Source organism: Streptomyces sp. NPDC004609 (assembly GCF_042873655.1).
Classification (GTDB): Bacteria; Actinomycetota; Actinomycetes; order Streptomycetales; family Streptomycetaceae; genus Streptomyces.
Genome location: NZ_JBIALS010000039.1, coordinates 39,170 through 57,424 on the forward strand (window position 1 = coordinate 39,170; position 18,255 = coordinate 57,424).

10 protein-coding genes are annotated in these 18,255 nt (G+C 71.9%); 4 read left to right on the plus strand and 6 right to left on the minus strand.

The features are described from left to right. Positions 1-2: 2 nt before the first annotated feature. From ACFYT4_RS29960 to ACFYT4_RS29975, 4 genes are read right to left on the minus strand one after another with little or no spacing between them, the layout of a single operon-like run. Positions 3-7,358 carry an amino acid adenylation domain-containing protein gene (locus ACFYT4_RS29960; protein ID WP_389275832.1) on the minus strand — a complete coding sequence of 2,452 codons (7,356 nt, stop codon included), beginning with the start codon at positions 7,356-7,358 and terminating at the stop codon, positions 3-5. Beyond that, a complete protein-coding gene (locus ACFYT4_RS29965) occupies positions 7,355-7,927 on the minus strand; it encodes a DUF6875 domain-containing protein (protein WP_389275835.1) in 573 nt (190 codons plus the stop codon). Before ACFYT4_RS29965 ends, ACFYT4_RS29960 begins: the two co-directional genes overlap by 4 nt. Further along, a complete protein-coding gene (locus ACFYT4_RS29970; RefSeq protein ID WP_389275838.1) occupies positions 7,921-9,189 on the minus strand; it encodes an FAD-dependent oxidoreductase in 1,269 nt (422 codons plus the stop codon). Before ACFYT4_RS29970 ends, ACFYT4_RS29965 begins: the two co-directional genes overlap by 7 nt. Further along, positions 9,186-10,847, minus strand: coding sequence for a non-ribosomal peptide synthetase (locus tag ACFYT4_RS29975; RefSeq protein WP_389275895.1), 1,662 nt, complete (start codon positions 10,845-10,847; stop codon positions 9,186-9,188). Before ACFYT4_RS29975 ends, ACFYT4_RS29970 begins: the two co-directional genes overlap by 4 nt. A gap of 360 nt (positions 10,848-11,207) precedes the next feature. Here ACFYT4_RS29975 and ACFYT4_RS29980 point away from each other — a divergent pair, with 360 nt between their 5' ends. Then, entirely contained in the window at positions 11,208-12,212 is a 1,005-nt protein-coding gene (locus ACFYT4_RS29980) for a ParB N-terminal domain-containing protein (protein WP_389275841.1), read from the plus strand. On the opposite strand, the gene ACFYT4_RS29985 is transcribed toward ACFYT4_RS29980, so the two are convergent. Together ACFYT4_RS29985 and ACFYT4_RS29990 are read right to left on the minus strand one after the other, a co-directional pair. Beyond that, positions 12,120-13,475 carry an MFS transporter gene (locus ACFYT4_RS29985; protein WP_389275845.1) on the minus strand — a complete coding sequence of 452 codons (1,356 nt, stop codon included), beginning with the start codon at positions 13,473-13,475 and terminating at the stop codon, positions 12,120-12,122. The two genes, ACFYT4_RS29980 and ACFYT4_RS29985, sit on opposite strands and share 93 nt — an antisense overlap. Then, on the minus strand, positions 13,472-14,626 hold the full coding sequence (locus tag ACFYT4_RS29990; RefSeq protein ID WP_389275848.1) for a sulfatase: 1,155 nt from the start codon (positions 14,624-14,626) through the stop codon (positions 13,472-13,474). The genes ACFYT4_RS29985 and ACFYT4_RS29990 overlap by 4 nt, the downstream gene beginning before the upstream one ends. 187 nt (positions 14,627-14,813) lie before the next feature. On the opposite strand from ACFYT4_RS29990, the gene ACFYT4_RS29995 reads away from it, so the two are divergent. From ACFYT4_RS29995 to ACFYT4_RS30005, 3 genes are read left to right on the plus strand one after another with little or no spacing between them, the layout of a single operon-like run. Next, entirely contained in the window at positions 14,814-16,478 is a 1,665-nt protein-coding gene (locus ACFYT4_RS29995; protein WP_389275851.1) for a B12-binding domain-containing radical SAM protein, read from the plus strand. A gap of 3 nt (positions 16,479-16,481) precedes the next feature. Continuing rightward, positions 16,482-17,513, plus strand: coding sequence for a sulfotransferase family protein (locus tag ACFYT4_RS30000; protein WP_389275854.1), 1,032 nt, complete (start codon positions 16,482-16,484; stop codon positions 17,511-17,513). Then, a complete protein-coding gene (locus ACFYT4_RS30005; RefSeq protein WP_389275857.1) occupies positions 17,510-18,253 on the plus strand; it encodes a class I SAM-dependent methyltransferase in 744 nt (247 codons plus the stop codon). The genes ACFYT4_RS30000 and ACFYT4_RS30005 overlap by 4 nt, the downstream gene beginning before the upstream one ends. The last annotated feature ends 2 nt before the right edge of the window (positions 18,254-18,255 follow it).

Sequence of the window (18,255 nt, forward strand, 5' to 3'; positions counted from 1 at the left end):
GATCATCCACTTCCGGAAAGCGCGCCGGCACCGGTGAGGAAGTCCAGGTGCCTGCGCAGCATTCGCTCGTTGGCCGGGGGGAACCCCACCCCCGCCTCGGCCGCGGCGGCCCAGGTGCGGGAGCAGTCGAACCGCGGGTGCGGGCGGGGGCGTTCGGGCAGGGAGAAGGCGAGCGGGGCGAAAGGCCCGGCCGGGTCGGCGAGCATCCGCTCCCGCCATCGGTGGTACGGCACCACCTCGGTCGGGTGACCGGCCGAGGTGAGGGCGGCGGCGAGGGCGGCACGGGTGAGGCCGCCGTCGCCGTGGTAGTGGTGGTCCCGGCAGAGGTGCTTCGGGGCCTGTGAGAGCGCGACGATCGCCGCGGCCACCGTGTCCACGGGCACCATGTCCAGCACCTCGGCGGTGTCCGGGACTGCGCCCGCGGCGACGCATCCGGTGAGCCAGCGGCTGAACGCGGAGCGCGGGTCGGCGGCGCCGGTGGCGGTGTCGCCGACGATGGCCGCGATGCGGTGGATCGAGACGGGCAGGCCGTGGCCGCGGGCGGCGGCGGCCATGGCGTCGGCCACCCATTTGCTGAGGTCGTAGCCGCTGGTGAGGCCGCTCGGGTCGGTGGGAGCGTCGGCCTCGGTGACGACGCGGCCGTCGTAGGCGTCACCGAGGAAAACGCCGAGGGTGGAGATCAGGTGCAGCGGGGCGCCGCTGTCGCCGGCCAGGCGCAGGATCGCGGCGGTGGCGTCGACGTGGGCGGGTTTGAGGGCCTTGTAGGGCGCGGCGAAGTGCGGCACGGCGGCGTTGTGGTAGATCGCGTCCACGGTCGTGAGGGTGTCGTGATCCTCTGTGGACAGACCGAGGCCGGGTGCGGACAGGTCGCCGGGGACCGGGATCACGCGGTCGGTGACCGGCAGCCGATCGATCGAGCCCTGGCGGACGAGGCAGTGGATCCGGGCGTCGGTCCGGGCCAGGAGCTGGTCGAGGAGGTGGCGGCCGAGGAAGCCGGTGGCGCCGGTGAGCAGGATCCGGCGCGGCGTGCCGGCCGAGGGGACGCCGGGTGGGTGGACGGTGCGGAGACGGATTCCGGGTGGGGGGACGGCGTCGGCGCGCAACCGTTCGACCGTGGGCGGGTCCGCCGAGGCACCGTCATCGATGGCTGCCGCGAACGCCGCCACGGTGGGGGCGGTGAACAGTGTGCGCATCGGCACCGTGACGCCGAGGCGGTCGCGGACGGCGGCGAGGACGTGGGCGGCGATGAGCGAGTGCCCGCCGATGGCGAAGAAATCCGCGGTGCGGTCCAGGTCCACGTCGGACTGGTCGAGAACGGTGGCCCAGATGGCGGCGACGGCTCGCTCAGTGGCGGTCCGAGGCGGATCCGCCGGGACTGAGATGTTGGTGGGGCTGGTGGGGCTGGTGGGGGGTTCGGGGAGGGCGGTGTTGTCGACCTTACCGTTGCCTTTGGTGGGAAGGGCGTCGAGGACGACCACGGTGTCCGGCACGAGATGCGCGGGCAGGCGGTCGGCGCAGAAGGCGCGCAGGCCGGGAACGTCCGGGACGGCGACCCGCGAGTCGGGGGTGGTCGGATCGGGTGCGTTCCGGGTAGGTGTGGTCGAGGTCGGGGCGCCGACGTAGCCGATGAGGCGGTCTCCCCTGGCCACCACCACGGCCTCCGCGACGGCCGGGTGCGCGGCGAGCACGGCCGCCACCTCCCCCGGCTCCACCCGGTTGCCGCGGATCTTGACCTGGTCGTCGGCCCGGCCGACGAACTCGAGCGTGCCGTGCGGGTTCAGCCTCGCGAGGTCGCCGGTCCGGTACATGCGGGCGCCGGGGTGGGCGCCGTACGGGTCGGCGAAGAACGCCGCGGCGGTCGCGGCCGGGTTTCCCCGGTACCCCCGGGCGGGCGCCATCCCTCCGATGTAGACCTCACCGACCACGCCGACGGGCACCCGGCGCAGAGCCCGGTCGAGGAGGTGGACGCGGACGTATCGCAGCGGGCGGCCGATCGGCAGTCGGGTGGGGTGCTCGCGGCCGTCGACGGTGCGATGGCTGGTCGCGCAGACGGTGGCTTCCGTCGGGCCGTAGTGGTTGTGGAGGGGAATGCCGTGCTTCGCCCACGCGCGGACGGTCGCCGCCGGGACGATGTCGCCGCCGACCATCATGATCTCCAACGGGAGGCGTTCCCCGGCGAGATCGGCCACCCAGCGCTGCCAGAGGGGAGCCGCCGTGTCCACCGCGGACAGTCGGTGCTCGACGCAGAGCTTGAGGAGGTCCGGTCCGGTGAGGCCGCCCGGGTCGGGGTGGATGACCAGGGTGGCCCCGGCCGCGAGGACCGGGAAGATGTCGCCGAACGCGGCGTCGAAGTGCGGGGGCGGGACCATGAGGAGGCGGTGCGCGGCGGTGAGGCCGTGTTCGGCGATGAACGCGGTGGTGAGGTTGAGGAGAGTGTCGTGCTGTACTTCGACGCCCTTGGGTTCGCCGGTGGAGCCGGAGGTGTGGACGACGTAGGCGAGCTGCGACGGGTGGATGGGCGTGGGTTCGTGGTGGCCGGTGGCGGGGAGGGCGTCGCGGGTCAGGACGGTCCTCGCACCGCTGGCGGTGATCAGGGCGTGTTGGCGGGAGGGCGGCTGGGCGGGGTCGACGGGGACGAAGCATCCGCCCGCCTTGAGCACGCCGAGGATCGCGATGATCGCGTCGGCGCTGGACGGGATGGTGATCGCGACCGGGTCCTCGCTCCGGATGCCGGCCTCGCGCAGGTGGCGGGCGACGGCTGAGGATCTGCGGTCCAGGTCGCGGTAGGTGAGGGGAGTGGCGGCGAGGTCGAGGACTGCGGTGGCGTCAGGGGTCCGGGCGGTGTGGGCCGTGATCAGGTCCACCACGGTCGTGGCGGCCGGTCGGGTGTGGACGGCCAGGCCGGTGGACGGCGTGTCCGGTCCACCGGGGGAGGCTGGATCGGACCGGGTGCCGAGGGCGGTGTGGACGGCGCTGTCGGCCGGGGACAACAGGTCCAGGTGAGACAGGGGAAGACCGGGGTGGCGGGCCACGGCCTCCATGACCGCCAGCACCTGGTCGGCGATCCTGGTGATCGTGTCCGCCTCGTACCGGTCGGTGCGGTAGTCGATGAGGGCGGGCCAGTCGCCCTCGCGTTCCCTGATGTGGAGGGTGAGGTCGAAACGGCTGGTGGCGCGGTCGATCGGCAGCGGAGTGGTGGTCAGGCCGGGGAAGGTGACGGGGGCCGTCTCGCGGTTGAGGACCAGCATCGTCCGGAACAGGGGGTGGTCCTCCCGTGGGGTGGGGACCGTGGTGAGGATGTCGGCCAGGGAGATGTCGGCGTGGTCCATCGCGTCGGCCACCACCCCGGTGGCGTCGGCGAGCAGGTCGCGGGGGGTGGCTCGACGGTTCGTGCGGAGCCGGAGCGGGAGGGTCGTGACGAACATGCCGATCGCGTCGTCCCACCCGGCCGGGCGGGTGCTGACCGGGGCGCCGACGACGAGGTCGTCACCACCGTCCCGGGTGGAGGAGACGATGGCGAAGACGGCGAGGAGACCGGCGAAGGTGGTGGCCCGCTCGCCCCGGCACCAGGTGGCGAAGCGGCGGGCGAGCCCGGCGGGGATGGTGAACCGGTGGGTGGCACCGGGGACAGCGCCCGCGCGGCGGGGGTGAGCCGGGCCCGGGCCGGATTCCGGGTGCGGCGATCCGCCCGGCGTGGGGGCCCAGGCCGCGCCGTACGGGTGGTCCGGCAAGGGTCCGGAGGCAGGCGGGGCGTCGCGGAGTGTTTCAGCCCAGAATTCGGTGGTTCGTTGCTGTGGACCCACGGCTGCCGGCGCGGGGATCGATAGTCCCGGTGCGCTGGTCTTCGTGGTGAGCGCGGCCCTCGGCCCCTGGACATCCGTGGCACCGGACAGGGGCGAGGAGATCGGATCCGCGGTGGTCAGGGCCGTCAGCAGGATCGACAGCGATGTGTCGTCGCAGATGATGTGGTGAGCGGTGATCGCCAGGAGACGGGTCGTGGGGGCGGTTCTGATCAGGTGGGCTCGCACCAACGGGCGCCGGGTCAGGTCGAAGGGGTGGTCGGCGTCCCGGGCGGCCAGGCGTTCGGCCTCTGGCCACGGGTCCGCGTGAGCGCTCAGGTCGGTGGTGCGCCAGGCCCTCGCCGGCAACTCGTCCGTGTAGGGCGCCGCGCTCAGCTGCGGGGTGTCGTCATGGACGACGATCGCCGATCGCAGAACGGGATGGGTGGCCAGGATGTGGGCGAACCTGGCGCGCAGGTCCGCCTCGTCGAGCGCACCCTCCAACCGGAACGCGGCGTGCACGACGTAGGCGCCGTTGTCCTGGCCCGCCTGGTGGATGATCCACAGTCCGTGCTGCGGGCCGGACAGCCACCCTGGTGGAGCGGGCACCGCCCCCGACATGCCCGAGCTGTCCGGGATCTCCGGAGTATCGGGATTGCCCTGGCCCGCATCGATCGCGGCGGCCAGGGCGGCGACGGTGGGGTTGGCGAACAGGGTTCTGATCGTCACCTCCACGCCGACCGACGCCCGGATCTTGGCGACGGCCTTCACTGCCGCCAGGGAATGGCCGCCGGACAGGAAAAAATCGTCGTCGCGGTTCACCGGGCGAGCCAGCAGGCGCGCGAAGATCTCCGCGATCGTGGTCTCCAGACCCGGGTGGGGATCAGGGGCGGCGACATCCTCCGCCGGTGGGGGCAGAGCGCGTACGTTCAGCTTTCCGGAGCTGGTCAACGGGAACGCGTCCACGGACACCATCGCCGACGGCACCAGGTAGGCGGGAAGGACACGGCTCAGCCGCTCCCGCACCCTCGGCCAGCGGGGCCGCCCGGCGGCCGGGATCACGTAGGCCACCAGGCGGTCACCGTCACCGGCCACGCGGGCGTCGGCGACCTCCGGGTCCGCCCGCAGCGCCGCCTCCACCTCGGCCGGTTCCACCCGGTGACCACGCACCTTGAGCTGCGCGTCCACCCGCCCGACGAACTCCACGACACCGCCCGGCCGGCGCCGCGCCAGGTCGCCCGTCGCGTACATGCGCGCGCCGGGGACCGGCGAGAACGGGTCGGCGACGAACCTCGTCGCCGTCCGGCCGGGCGCGCCGAGATAGCCGCGCGCCAGCGGGAAACCACCCAGGTACACCTCGCCGACCACGTCGTCGTCAACCGGTCGCAGGCCCGCGTTCAGCAGATACACGGCCACGCCGTCGAGCGGGTCGCCGATGCCGAACCGGCTGCCCTGGTGCACCCGCTCGGCGGTCGACCAGATCGTCGTCTCGGTCGGGCCGTACGCGTTCCACAGCTCGGCCCCGCCCAGCGACCCGGCCAGCTCCGGCGTCAGCACCTCCCCGATCGACACCCGGACCCGCACGCACTCAGGCACACCCCCGGCCGCCACCAGCACCGCCCACACCGACGGGGTGACCTGGACGACCGTGACCGCCTCGGCCATCAGAAGCCGCGCCAGCGCGGGACCGTCCACAACGATCTCCGGCGGTACCGCCACCACCCGGGCGCCCACCGTCAGCGGCCCCACCAGTTCCCACACCGAGATGTCGAACGCCGGGGAGATCATGGCCGCCACCACGTCCCCGGCGCCCAGCCCCACCAACGCCGTCGACCGGGCCAGCATCCCGGCCACCGCGCGGTGCGGCACGCCCACCGCCTTCGGGCGGCCGGTCGACCCGGACGTGTGGAACACGTACGCCAGTGACTCGGGTGCGATTGTGGGATCGACGCGCTCGAACTCCTCCGGCAGGTCCGGGATCTCGGTCAGCACGACGCGGGCGGCCTCGGTGACGGCCCGGCGCCTCGGCTCGGGCCACAACGGTTCCACCGGCACGTACACCGCGCCCGCCCGCCAGATCCCGAGGATGGCCACCACCAGGTCCGTGCCGCGCGGCAGGTCCACCGCGACCCACTCCTCCGGCCCGGCGCCCTTCGCCCGCAGCACCGAGGCCAGCGCCGCCGAACGGCGCTCCAGCTCGGCGTAGGACAACTCACCCACCGCGAGGCCGTCCGCGCCGAACCGGATCAGCTCCAGCACGGTCGACGGCGCCGGAGCACCGGCCGGCCCGGCCACCGGCGCAGCCACCACCGAAGGCTTGGCCGTCAACGCTGACAACGCCGACAACCGGCGATCGGGGTCGGCGCACGCACGGTCCAGCAAGGCCAGCAGCCGCCCGGCGACGCCGTCGACCGTCGCACCGTCGAACAGGTCCGTGTCGTGCTCGGTGACCACGGCCATCTCGGCGCCGCCGGACTCCACCATCACGGTGAGGTCGACGTCGGCCGTGCCCGTGTCCGGCAGCATCCGGTCGGCCCGCACGCCGGGGAGCACCACCTCGGGTGGGTCCTGCATCACGAGGTGCGCCTGGCACAGCGGCGCGTGGCTCGGGTCGCGGGAGGCGCCGACCGCCTCGACGATCCGGTCGTACGGGACTGCCGCGCCGCCCAGTCCCGCCGCGACCGCGCGGCGGACCCTGGCCACCAGCTCGCGGAACGTCGGATCGCCGCCGATCCCCACCCGCAACGGCACCGGGTTCACGAAGTTTCCGACGACGCCGGCGAACTCCGGCCCCGGCCGCCCGGACACCAGGGTGGCGACCACTACGTCGTCCTGACCCGCCGTCGTGCCCAACGTGGCGGCGTACGCGGCCTGGAGCACGACGAACCGGGTGGCGCGCGTGACGCGGGCGAGCGCGTCGACCCGCGCGGTGAGACCCTCGGGGACGGCGTGGCGGCGCAACTCCCCCCGGAAGGCGCGCATCCTCGGGCGGGGCCGGTCGGTGGGCAGGGTGAGCAGGTCCGGCACACCGTCCAGATCGGACACCCGGCGGGACGGGTCGTGGTCGATGATGTCCGGCGGCGCTCCGGGATCCGGCAGTGGCCGGGCCGGGTCGGCGTACAGGGCGCTGATCTCCCCGCACAGCACCGACAGTGACATACCGTCGACGACCGCGTGATGCGTGTTGATCACCAGTACGTGGTCGGTCGGCGTGATCCGGCCCAGACGGATCCGGAACAACGGCCCGGTGCGCAGGTCGAACGGCTCCCGTGCGGCCTGCGCCGCGAACGCCTCAGCGGCTGCGTCTGCGTCTGCGTCTGCGGCTGGCACCGTCCGCACCACGACATCCGCGGCGCCCACCGGACCCACCCGTCCGGCCGGCTCGCCGTCGACCTCGTCGAATGTGGTTCGCAGCACCGGGTGCCGGGCCACCACCAGATCCGCCGCGCGCTGGAGCGCGTCCACCGACACGGGGCCGGCCAACCGGAACACCGCCGGGTTGTTGTGCAGGGGTGCGCCATCGGCGAACGCCTCAAGAAACCACAGTCGCCGGGCCCCGGGCGGGAGCGGAACCGTCATCGGTACGCTCCCCGATCTCCGAACCGGCGCCGGTACGCCGCCAGATGCTCCGGGTCCGCCCGCAGGAACGGCGCGTCGGCGGCCACCATGTGCCGCACCGCCAGCAACGGCAGCGGGCTGCGCATCGGCCGGAAGTCCGCGTTCCACAGACCGGGCGCGGACGGCGGTCCCGGGTGGAACTCACCGATCATCAGGCCGCGTTCCACGAACCCGGGCTTCAGCTCCCGCTGCGTGCGGTCGATCTCCCCGGGCGTGACGTCCGGCAGCACCACCAGGACCGTCCGGTATCTGGCCTGCGGCCCCTCACGCGGCGGCAGGTCGGGGAACCAGTCGCGGTAAGCGGTCATCACCGCCCGCAGGTCCGGCCGTCCGGGGTGTACGGCGAGGAAGAACCCGCCCCGTTCCAGCGAGAGGGCCGTGTACGGGCAGACGTCGCCGCTCCGCCCCAGATCGGGGTGCGGTCGGCACAGGTAGGACCGCGCCCACGCCAGCACCACCTCGGCGGCGGCAGGCAGGTCCGGGTGATCCGGCTCGAACAGCGCGACGTCACCCGCCGGGTGGCTCAGCATCTCCCGCTCCGCTTCCGCCGCGCCGCGGCGAGCAACGCGACTCCGCCGAGCCCGGCGAGTCCACCGAGGAGGCGGTCCTGGCGGCGGGCCCGGGCGAGCGCGTCGCCGTACGGGAGGCTGCTGTGGCTGATCATCGCGTACAGCGTCCGCCACCCCGGTAGCAGGCGGCCGAGCGCGAAGTCGATCCGCTTGCGGGCCAGGAACACCGGGGAGCGCACCCGGTCGCGCAGCTCCACGAAGTTGCGCGCGGACAACTCGGCGAGCACGTCGGTGTGCGGGCGGCGGCGGGCCTCGAACGCGGCGAGCGCGTCGCCGGGGGCGTGCTCGGCGAGACACGCGTCGAGCACCGCGCAGTCCTCGAACGCGGCGTTCATCCCCTGGCCGTAGAACGGGAACACGGCGTGCGCGGCGTCGCCGACGAGGACGACACGGTCGTGCTGCCACGGCGCGGTGCGCACCGACACCAGGCTGCCCGGCTCGTGCGCGAGGAACTGCGTGACGAGGTCCGGCACCAGATCGGTCAGGTCGCCGAACTCCTCGGCCAGGAACGCCCCGGCCCGCGCCGGGTCGCGCAGCCCCGAGAACCCGGTGTCGCCGTCGAACGGCAGGAACACGGTGCCGGTCAGCGATCCGTCCGGGTTGGGGTGTGCCACCACCAGTCCCCGCCTGCTCGGCCACACGTGCAACGCCTCCGGTCGGTCGACGGCCGGGATGGTGAACTCCCGGTAGCCCCAGTCCAGGTGCGTCTGGTGGAACTCGGCGCGCACCCGGCGGTGCAGGTGCGTGCGCACGGTCGAGTACGCGCCGTCCGCGCCCACGACGAGATCCGCCGAGAACGTCCGGTCCGGGGTCCGCACCTCGGTGCCGGCCAGGCCGGTGACGCGGTGCCCGAACCACAGCCGCACCCGGGGAACCGATTCGGCGGCGTCGAGCAGGGCGATGTTGAGGTCGTGGCGGCGGACCGAGTGCAGCACCTCGGTGTCGTCCGCGCCGTAGGGCTGGTAGGTGACCCGGCCGCTGTGGTGGACGATCCGCCCGCGCATGGGAACCGCTTTGGCCAGGGCCTCCTCGAGGAGGCCGATGTCGCGCAACGCCGCCCGCCCGCGTTCGGACAGCCCGACGCTGATCGACGCGGCGTCCGGGCCGTTCGTGCCGCGCGGGTCGCCGCGCCGCTCCACCACGTCCACCCGGTGGCCGCGGCGGGCCAGCCGGATCGCCAGCATGGTTCCGGCCATACCCGCCCCGACGATGACGACGTTCATGTCCGGCCCCTGGCCGAGGCCACCGAGGCCACCGGGTCCATCGCGGACAGGGCTTTGGCGAGATCGGCGGGTGTGGAGGCGTCGAACACGGTGGCCACGGACGCGTCCACGGCCCGTTCGACCCGGATCCGGCTGACCAGCGCGGTGGCCATGAGCGAGGTGCCGCCGAGGGCGAAGAAGTCGTCGTCCGGCGCGACCGAATCCACCGACAGCACCTCGGCGAACAACCGGGCGAGGTCGTCGGCGAGCGCGCCCGACGCCCGCGGCGCGGGCTCGGCGAACGCGGCCCGGTCCAGTTTTCCGTTGGGGGTCAACGGGAAGTGCCCGACCATCTCGATCATGTCCGGGACGAGGTGGGCCGGCAGCCGCTCGGCGAGGTGCGCGCGCAGGTCCGGCACGCTCGCCCCGCGCGGCACCACGTAGCCCACCAGGTAGGCGCCGAGCGGTCCGGAGTGGGCGACGACCGCCGCCCGCGCCACCGCCGGGTGAGCACCGAGCGCGGCCTCCACCTCGGCCGGTTCGACCCGGTGGCCGCGGATCTTCACCTGATCGTCGGCCCGGCCGAGGAACAGCAGTTCACCGTTCGGCAGCACGCGGACCAGGTCGCCGGTGCGGAACATGCGCGACCCGGGCGGACCCCACGGGTCGGCGACGAACCGCTGCGCGGTCGGCCCGGGGCAGCCAAGATAGCCGCGCGCGACCCCGGCGCCGCCGATGTACAGTTCGCCCTCGGCGGCCGGGGCGCACGTCTCGTCCAGCACCCGTAGTCCGGTGCCGGGGATCGCCGCCCCGATCGGCACCACCGGGCCGCCGGTGAGCGGCGCGCTCATGGTGGCGCACGCGGTCGTCTCGGTCGGGCCGTAGGCATTGATCATCCGGCGGCCGGCAGACCATCGGGCGACGAGGTCCGGGCCCAGCGCCTCCCCCGCGACGATCAGGCAGGCGACCGAAGGCAGCGCCATGTCCGGCTGGGTGGCGAGCGCGCTCGGCGGCATGCACACGTGGGTGACGCCGTGCTCGGCGATGAACCGGGCGAACGGTTCGCCGGGCGGAAGGCCCTCGGGCGGCGCGAGAACGAGCGTGGCCCCGGTGAGCAGCGCCATGCACAGGTCGGCGACGGCCACGTCGAAGCCGACCGACGCGTACTGCAACACCCGGGCACCCGGTCGGGCACCGAAGCGTTCCCGTTGCGCCGCGACGAGATGAGCGATCCCCGCATGGGGAACGACCACGCCCTTGGGCTTTCCGGTCGAGCCGGAGGTGTAGATGACGTAGGCGGCGCACGCCGGATCGGGATCCGCCACCGGGGCGGCGGACACCGCCGCGGCCTCCAGCGCCCGCAGCTCCCCCGGCGTCAGCACCAGGGCGGGACGGGCGTCGGCGAGCACGGCGGCCACCCGGTCCGGCGGTTGGGCGGAGTCGACCGGCAGGTACGCGGCTCCCGCGGCGAGCACGGCGACGACGGCCACCACCATGTCCGCGCCGCGCGGGATCGCGACGGCGACGATGTCGTCCGGCCCGACCCCACGGTCTCGCAGCCCGCCCGCCACCGCGGAAGCTCGGGCGTCGAGCTCACCGTAGGAGAGCGTGCCGTCAGCGGCGACAACCGCGATCGACTCCGGGGCCCGGGCGACCTGGCGCCGGAACATCCCCACCATCGTCTCGCCCGCTATGGAATTCACCGTATCTAATCGCGCGTCCACTGCCGTTTCACACTCCGTGACCCACGGAAATCTATTAGGGGAACGAGGGGAACTCTGTCGCATGACGCGGATCGGTGTCAACGCGGATCGGTTTAAACGAGGTCGACGAGGTGCTTGCCTCGGCGCTCATCCGATGCGCCGACCGCAATGGCAATGATGAGAACTTGCTCATGGAAATTATGTCCCGCCGGTCTGTTCGGTGCTACAACCTGGCCAGTATCTTGTAGCCGCTTCCCGAGACCTGCATCAGTTACGCGCTGCCGAGCGTGACCACGTCGTGCTCGGAAATGGGTTGGCCCATCTGGAGGAGTTCGGATGAGCGGGACATCGCCGGGTACGCGATCAAGGGACATGCCACCGACGTTCGTGCCGGTCGACCAGGTGACCGAAACGTGTCTCGTGCGGGTCGCCGGCTCCAGTCCCGACCACGTCAGCGCGCTCGCGCAGTGCCCGGACGACCTCCCGCCGATCCTCGTGCACCGGCCGACCATGCAGGTGATCGACGGTGTGCACCGCCTGCGCGCGGCCAAGCTGCGCGGGGACGCCACCATCGGTGTGCGGTTCGTCGACGGCACCGAGGAGGACGCGTTCGTGCTGGCCGTGAGCGCCAACGTGACCCAGGGGTTGCCGCTGACGCTGGCCGACCGTACCGCCGCCGCCTCCCGGATCCTCTCGTCGCATCCGCACTTGTCGGACCGCCTGATCGCGTCGACAGCCGGGTTGTCCACCAAGACGGTGGCCGCGATCCGGCAGCGTTCAACCGGGGAAATGACTCAGTTGAACACCCGCCTCGGCCGCGACGGGAAAGTGCGGCCACTCGACGCCTCCCACGGACGCACGATTGCGAGTCGGGCGATTTCGAACAATCCAGATCTTTCGTTGCGGAATATCGCCCGAATCGCCGGAATATCGGTCGGCACCGCCCGGGATGTCCGGGAAAGAATGCGCCGCGGCGAGGATCCTATTCCGTCGCGGCATCGCCTTTCCGCCGGACACCGCGCGGAGAACAACGCACCGGAAAACAATGCACCGGGCAACAACACCGGCGGTGACAACGGCACCAACGGCACGCCTCGCGCCGAACGAGGCCGGTTCCTGCGCTCGCTGCGCACCGATCCGTCGTTGCGGTTCTCCGAGATCGGCCGCGCGCTCCTGCGGCTGCTCGACGCCAACACCCTCGACGCCGCGCAGTGGGACCGCCTCGCCGCCGCCGTCCCCCAGCGCTGGTCACCGGTCGTTGCCGACCTCGCCATGGACTGCGCGGCTGACTGGTCGGCGCTCGCCTGCCGGGTCCGCGGCCAGGTCCGCGTCAGCGCGTGAGTCCGGCGCGCACGCCACGGCGATCGCCGCCGCCACCTCGACCACCGCGAACAGCGCGACCACCGGAAGCAGCGCCGACGAGCCGCCGGTGATCGCGACCGCGACCAGCGGCAGGAAGCTGGAGATCGTGACGCCCACCTGGTAGGTCACGGCGATCGCGGAGAACCGCACCATGGTCGGGAACAGGTCCACCAGGAACGCCGCCAGGCCACCGTAGATCGCGCCGTGCGCGATGGTCAGCGCGGGGATGAACACCAGGGCGACCAGCGTCGGATCACCCGAGGACAGCCAGGCGCCCGCCGGGATCATCGCCACCACCGCGACCACATAGCCGAAGATCATGACCCGCCGGCGGCCGAACCGATCGGACAGCGCGCCGAACACCGGCAGTGTCACGCACTCTCCCAGGGCCGCGATCATCAGCCCGGTCAGCACGGTCGACCGCACCTCCGGCCCGGCCTTCGCCGCGTGCGCCACCAGGAACACGGTGGACATCGCGATCACCGACCCGGTGCCGAGCGAAGCGAGAATGCCGATCACCACGCGGCGCGGCCACCGCCGCAGCACCATGATCACCGGCACCCGGGCGGCGCGGTTCTCCGCCCGGCCACGCACGAACTCCGGTGTCTCCTCGACCCCCAGCCGGACCCAGACACCGATGCCGACCAGGACGCTCGATGCCAGGAACGGCAGCCGCCACCCCCAGGTCAGGAAGTCCTCCTCGGGCAGCTTGGAGATCAGCACGAAGGTCAGGTTGCTGCCGAACAACGCCACCGCGAAGCCCATCGCGGGCCAGCTGCTGAAAAAGCCCCGACGTCCGGGCGGGCCGTGTTCGGTGCTGAGCAGCACCGCGCTTCCCCATTCGCCGCCGATGCCGATGCCCTGCGCGACGCGCAACGTCACCAACAGGACCGGCGCGAGGACACCGGCCGTGTCATAGGTGGGCAGCAGGCCGATGCCGAACGTGGCGATGCCCATGACGAGCAACGTCCACACCATCATCGACTTGCGGCCCACCCGGTCGCCGAAGTGGCCGAACAGCAGGCCGCCCAGCGGGCGCGCGACGAACCCGGCCGCGTAGGTGGCGAACGACGCGAGCACACCGCCGGCGGCCGACGATCCCGGGAAGAACAGCGGGCCGAACACCAGCGCGGACGCCGTCGCGTACAGGTAGAAGTCGTACCACTCGATGGCGGTGCCGACCGTGCTCGCGATCAGCACCCGGCGGACCGAACGAGGCGCCGAGGTCACCCCGGGTGTCACGCGTCCTCATCGGACACGAGAACCCGCCCGCCGAGCTCGTGGGGATCGGCGGCGAGGTCGTAGGCCCACACCTGCCGCCCGTCCGCCTCCCAGATCACCTTCCGCCCGTCCGCCCGCACCGCGTGCAGCGCCTTCAGGTCCGGGTAGTCGTCCGAGGCGGCGGCCCGCTCCTGCGGGAAGTAGGTCTCCGAGTACGCCTCGCGGGACGCCCCGGTGCCGTCCGCGAAGAACTCGGTCAGCGAGGCACCGTCCGACGAACGCGGGTCCAGCCCGAGATGGTCGAGCACCGTCGGCATGATGTCGACCAGCCGCACCTGGCTGTCCACGCTCATCCCCACCGGCACCCCGGGGCCGCTGATGATCAGCGGCACGTGCTGGGTCGCGTCGAACAGCAGGCAGCCGTGGCCCTCCTCGTACGGGTGGCCGAGGTCGCCGGCGTGGTCGTTGGGGTACCACCCGGCCAGGTCCTCGCCGTGATCGGAGAAGCACACCACCAGCATCGATTCGATGTCGTGGCCCATCTCGGCGATGCGGCGCAGCAGGAGCTGGACGTAGTGGTCGGTGTAGGCGATCTCGCCTTCGTACGGGTTCGCCACCTCGACGCCGACATCCTCCGGCGGCTCGTACGGCCAGTGCGCGTCGAAGAAGTGCGCGAACAGGAAGAACGGGCTAGCGCCGTCCAGCGACTCAAGCCAGCGGGTGGCGCGTTCGACCACCAGCGGCGCGCGCTTGAGCGCCAGCCCGCGCAGCTTCACGTCGCCGACCGACAGCGGGTCCCGGCCGTCCGGCAGCAGCGGGATCTCGTCGTCGTAGAAGTCGAACCCGCGGTCAATCCCGTACCACTGGTTCAGGCCGGGGCAGGACACCACCGCGCCGGTCGTGTACCCGGCCGCCGACAGGCACTCCGCCAGCGTCGGCACCCGCTTGTCCAGCGCTTCGCGGAACAGGTGCCTGACCCCGTGGCGGGGCGGCTGGAGCCCGGTGAACACCGTGGCGTGGCTGACCGGCGTCAGGGGGCACGACGAGATCGCCTGCGTGAAGCTGACCCCGCTCGCGCGCAGCCGCTCCACGCCGGGGTACTTCCCCGAATAGGCCACGTCGGCGCGCACGGTGTCCAGGGAGATGAACAGGATGTTCGGCTGTGTGGTCACCGGGATTCCTCTGTATTTCTCTGTCGAGCCGCCGGGCCGGACGCCAGCGGCACCGAAGGCTAGCAACGGGCTCCCCGCGTACGACAACGTCGAACAGTGCGGCATGAACACCAGTGCCGAACAGCACATCCCGCCACTACAGTTACCTGGCGGAGCGTCCGCGACCGTGACGCGAGGGAGAATTCACATGGCGCGCAAGTTATCCCTGGCCCTGGAGCTGTATGCCGACGCGAACGACACCGTCGACCAGCGCTACATCGAGCAGATGCGCAACCAGGACGCCGAACCGGTGCCGGTCGATCCCGCGCTGCCGAGGTTCACCCTCGTCGTCGGGCCCTCGCCGTTCACCATGCCGCGCGGTTGGGAGTTCTTCCTCACCTCACCCTACGAGGGTGCGACGTACATCTCGACCGTGCTGCACAACGCCGGGTACCCGGTGCGCATCGTCGACGTCCGCTACACCCCGAACCCGCTGCAGGCCGCGTACCAGCAGATCATCGAAGGCACCGACGTGCTCGGTGTGTGCACGTTCGAGGACAACTTCCCGTTCTGCCGCGAACTGATGGCGATGGTCCGCGAATCGCACCCGGACATACCGATCATCTGCGGCGGCTCGCTGGTCACTTCCGTTCCGTCAATCTTTATGTCGGACACCGACTGCGACATCGCGGTGATCAGCGAGGGCGAGATCACCATCCTGGAGCTGATGGAGAGTTACGCCCGCGGCTCGTGGCAGAAGGATCTCCCGACCACAAAGGGCATCTGCTACCGGGACGAGAAGGGAAAGACGCGCCGCACGCCGCCGCGCGGCCAGATGATGGATCTCGACGCGCTGCCCAGGATGCGGCTCGACCTGTGGCCCCAGTCGCGGTCGCCGCTCGGCATGCAGCCGCAGGTGATCTCGTCCTACAGCCGCGGCTGCAAGATGGACTGCTCGTTCTGCTACCGCACCACCCCGCAGGTACGGGCGAAGTCGCCGGAGAAGATGGACCGCGACCTCGACTGGCTGAAAACCCAGTACGGCGTGGATTTCTGCTTCTTCGTCGACCTCACGTTCAGCTCGCACCGCGGCCAGACCATCGAGATGTGCGACGTGATCTCCCAGCACGATCTGCGGTGGACCTGTCTGACCCGGTGCGCCGACATGGACAAACCGCGCATCGACGCGATGCGGGAGGCGGGCGCGGACATCATCCTGTACGGCGTCGAGTCGCTGGGCCGCGAGGTGTTGCGCGAGGCCCGCAAGGGCAGCAGCGAGAACCTGACCGTCCGCGCGATGCGCACCACGTTCGACGGCGGCGTGCGGTTCGGCTCGCTGCTCATCGTCGGTCTGCCGAACGAGACCGAGGAGTCCCTGTCGGACATGGTGCAGTTCGCCGAGCAGTACAACCATGTGACCCGGGTGAAGTACCTGTCGGCCATGCCCGGTACGACGGTGTACCAGGACGCGGTGCGGAACAAGGTGATCCGCACCGAGATCGACCACCTCAACTGGCTGTCGGTCGAACAGGCGCTGCACGAGGACGAGTTCCTGAACGTGAGCGGGCTGCCCGAGCAGGTCTGCCGGGACGCGTACAAGCGTGTGTACGACGCCTATCAGCCCGGCCCGGTGATGGACTTCCGGCACTGGCCGGAGCACTTCCAGTACTTCCACCCGCAGCCGGCCGACGGCACCGAGCGGTCGACGTCGTACGCCGGGACCGGCTGGCGCACGGAGTGGAGTTCCGCCGCCGCGCCACTGGTTCCCGGTTCCGAACAGTACACACTGGACAAGGTGGCCGACCCGGAGGTGGCCGCGGCCGGGAGCACTCTGATGGACTGCGGCGCGAAGAAACTCACGGTCGGGGCCTGACCTGTGTCCCCCCAGGACGGCCCGATCCTGATCATCGGGACCGAGCGCTCCGGGTCGAACCTGCTGCGGCTGGTGCTCGACGCGCACTCGCGGATCGCGGTCCCGCACCCGCCGCACTTCATGCGGTACCTGTCCGGCATCCCGTACAACGGTGATGTCGACGCGATGGTGGGCGACGCGATGTGGTTGCTGCGCAACCACATCCACCCGTGGCCGCACGTGATCGACCGGGCCGCGGTGACCGAGACTGCCGTGAGTGGAAAGGCGCCGTCGCTGTTCGGGGTGGTGTCGGCAATCTACGACCAGTACCGCGTCGCGGAGGGCGCGGCCCGGTGGGGGTGCAAGAGCACGTTCATGGTCGAGCACGTCGACGAGGTGCTCGCCGAACTCCCGGACGCGCGGTTCCTGTGGCTGGTGCGCGATCCCCGCGATGTGGTCGCGTCGGCGAAGCGGGCCGTGTTCGGCTACTGCCACCCGTACCGAATGGCGCTGCGGTGGACGGCCGAACAGGAGCTCGCCCGCGCGGCCCTGGAGCGGTGGGGGCCGGGAGTGGTGCACCTGGTGCGGTACGAGGACCTGGTGTCCGCGCCCGACCGGGAGATCCGGGCGATCTGCGACTTCATCGGTGAGGCGGTCGAGCCCGCGATGCTGGCGCACCACCTCAGTGGCAACGCCCGGGTGACCGCGTCGCTGTCGGCGTCCTGGCGCACGGCGGGCGACCCGATCACCACGGCCCGGATCGGCGCCCACCGGCGGGGGCTGTCCGACCGGGAGCGGCGGCAGGTGGAGAGCGTGACCGCGCGGGCGATGGAGACGCTTCGCTACCCGTTCGACGTGGCCTCGCTGGACGAACCGGCTCCCGGTCCGCTCGACGTCGCGCTGCGCGGGTTCGCGGTGCGGCTGGCGGTGGAGGCGCGATCGCTGTGCACCGACCGCAACCACTTCCGGCGCTGGCGGCGCGACGCAGGCGTCCGCCGGCTGCGCCGCCGCGCGAGGCCGGGCCGCGCCCTGGTTCCGGCAGGAGAGAGCAGATGAACGAAACGGGAAGCGTCCGCACGCACTTCGCCGACCGCGCGAGCACCTACGACCGGTCCAGTTCGTGGTGCACCGACGACGCGCTCGGCGAGCTGATGCTGTCCACGGCCGCGCCCCAGCCGGGCGACGCGGTCCTGGATGTGGCGTGCGGCACCGGACTGGTGTCAAGGCTGTTCGCCGGGCGGGTGCGGCGGCTGGTCGGCGTGGACATCACGCCGGAGATGGCCGAGCAGGCGCGCGACATGCTCGACGAACTGGTGATCGCCCCGGCGGAGGAGCTGCCGTTCAGTGACGGCACGTTCGACATCGTGGTGTGCCGTCAGGGGATCCAGTTCATGACGCTGCCGGACGCGGTGCGGGAGATGGTGCGGGTGACCCGGCCGGGTGGGCGGGTCGTGCTGACCCACCTGTGCGCCTACGGGGACGACGACCGCGACGAGTACTTCGAGATCCTGCGGCTGCGCAACCCGGCCCGCCGGCACTTCTTCCGGCCCGGCGATGTCGAGGCCCTGCTCGCCGGCGCGGGGTGCGACCCGGTGCGGTCGCAGCGGTACGTGTCGGTGGAGGACGTGGACGTGTGGTCGGACAACGGCGCGATCGGCGAGGACGCGCGGGAAGCCATCCGGGACCGCTACGGGAAGGCGTCACCCGCGTTCCGCGCACGGCACGCGGTGGCCGAGGCGAACGGGCGGATCACCGACCACATGCTCTTCGTCGTCGCCTCGGGAACGAAGGTCTGACA

What these genes read in the sequence shown, in the direction of transcription:
- ACFYT4_RS29965 (WP_389275835.1), bottom strand. Translation starts at nt 7,927, where the DNA reads ATGCTGAGCCACCCGGCGGGTGACGTCGCGCTGTTCGAGCCGGATCAC.
- ACFYT4_RS29960 (WP_389275832.1), bottom strand. Translation starts at nt 7,358, where the DNA reads ATGACGGTTCCGCTCCCGCCCGGGGCCCGGCGACTGTGGTTTCTTGAG.
- ACFYT4_RS29980 (WP_389275841.1), top strand. Translation starts at nt 11,208, where the DNA reads ATGAGCGGGACATCGCCGGGTACGCGATCAAGGGACATGCCACCGACG.
- ACFYT4_RS29970 (WP_389275838.1), bottom strand. Translation starts at nt 9,189, where the DNA reads ATGAACGTCGTCATCGTCGGGGCGGGTATGGCCGGAACCATGCTGGCG.
- ACFYT4_RS29995 (WP_389275851.1), top strand. Translation starts at nt 14,814, where the DNA reads ATGGCGCGCAAGTTATCCCTGGCCCTGGAGCTGTATGCCGACGCGAAC.
- ACFYT4_RS29975 (WP_389275895.1), bottom strand. Translation starts at nt 10,847, where the DNA reads ATGGTGGGGATGTTCCGGCGCCAGGTCGCCCGGGCCCCGGAGTCGATC.
- ACFYT4_RS30005 (WP_389275857.1), top strand. Translation starts at nt 17,510, where the DNA reads ATGAACGAAACGGGAAGCGTCCGCACGCACTTCGCCGACCGCGCGAGC.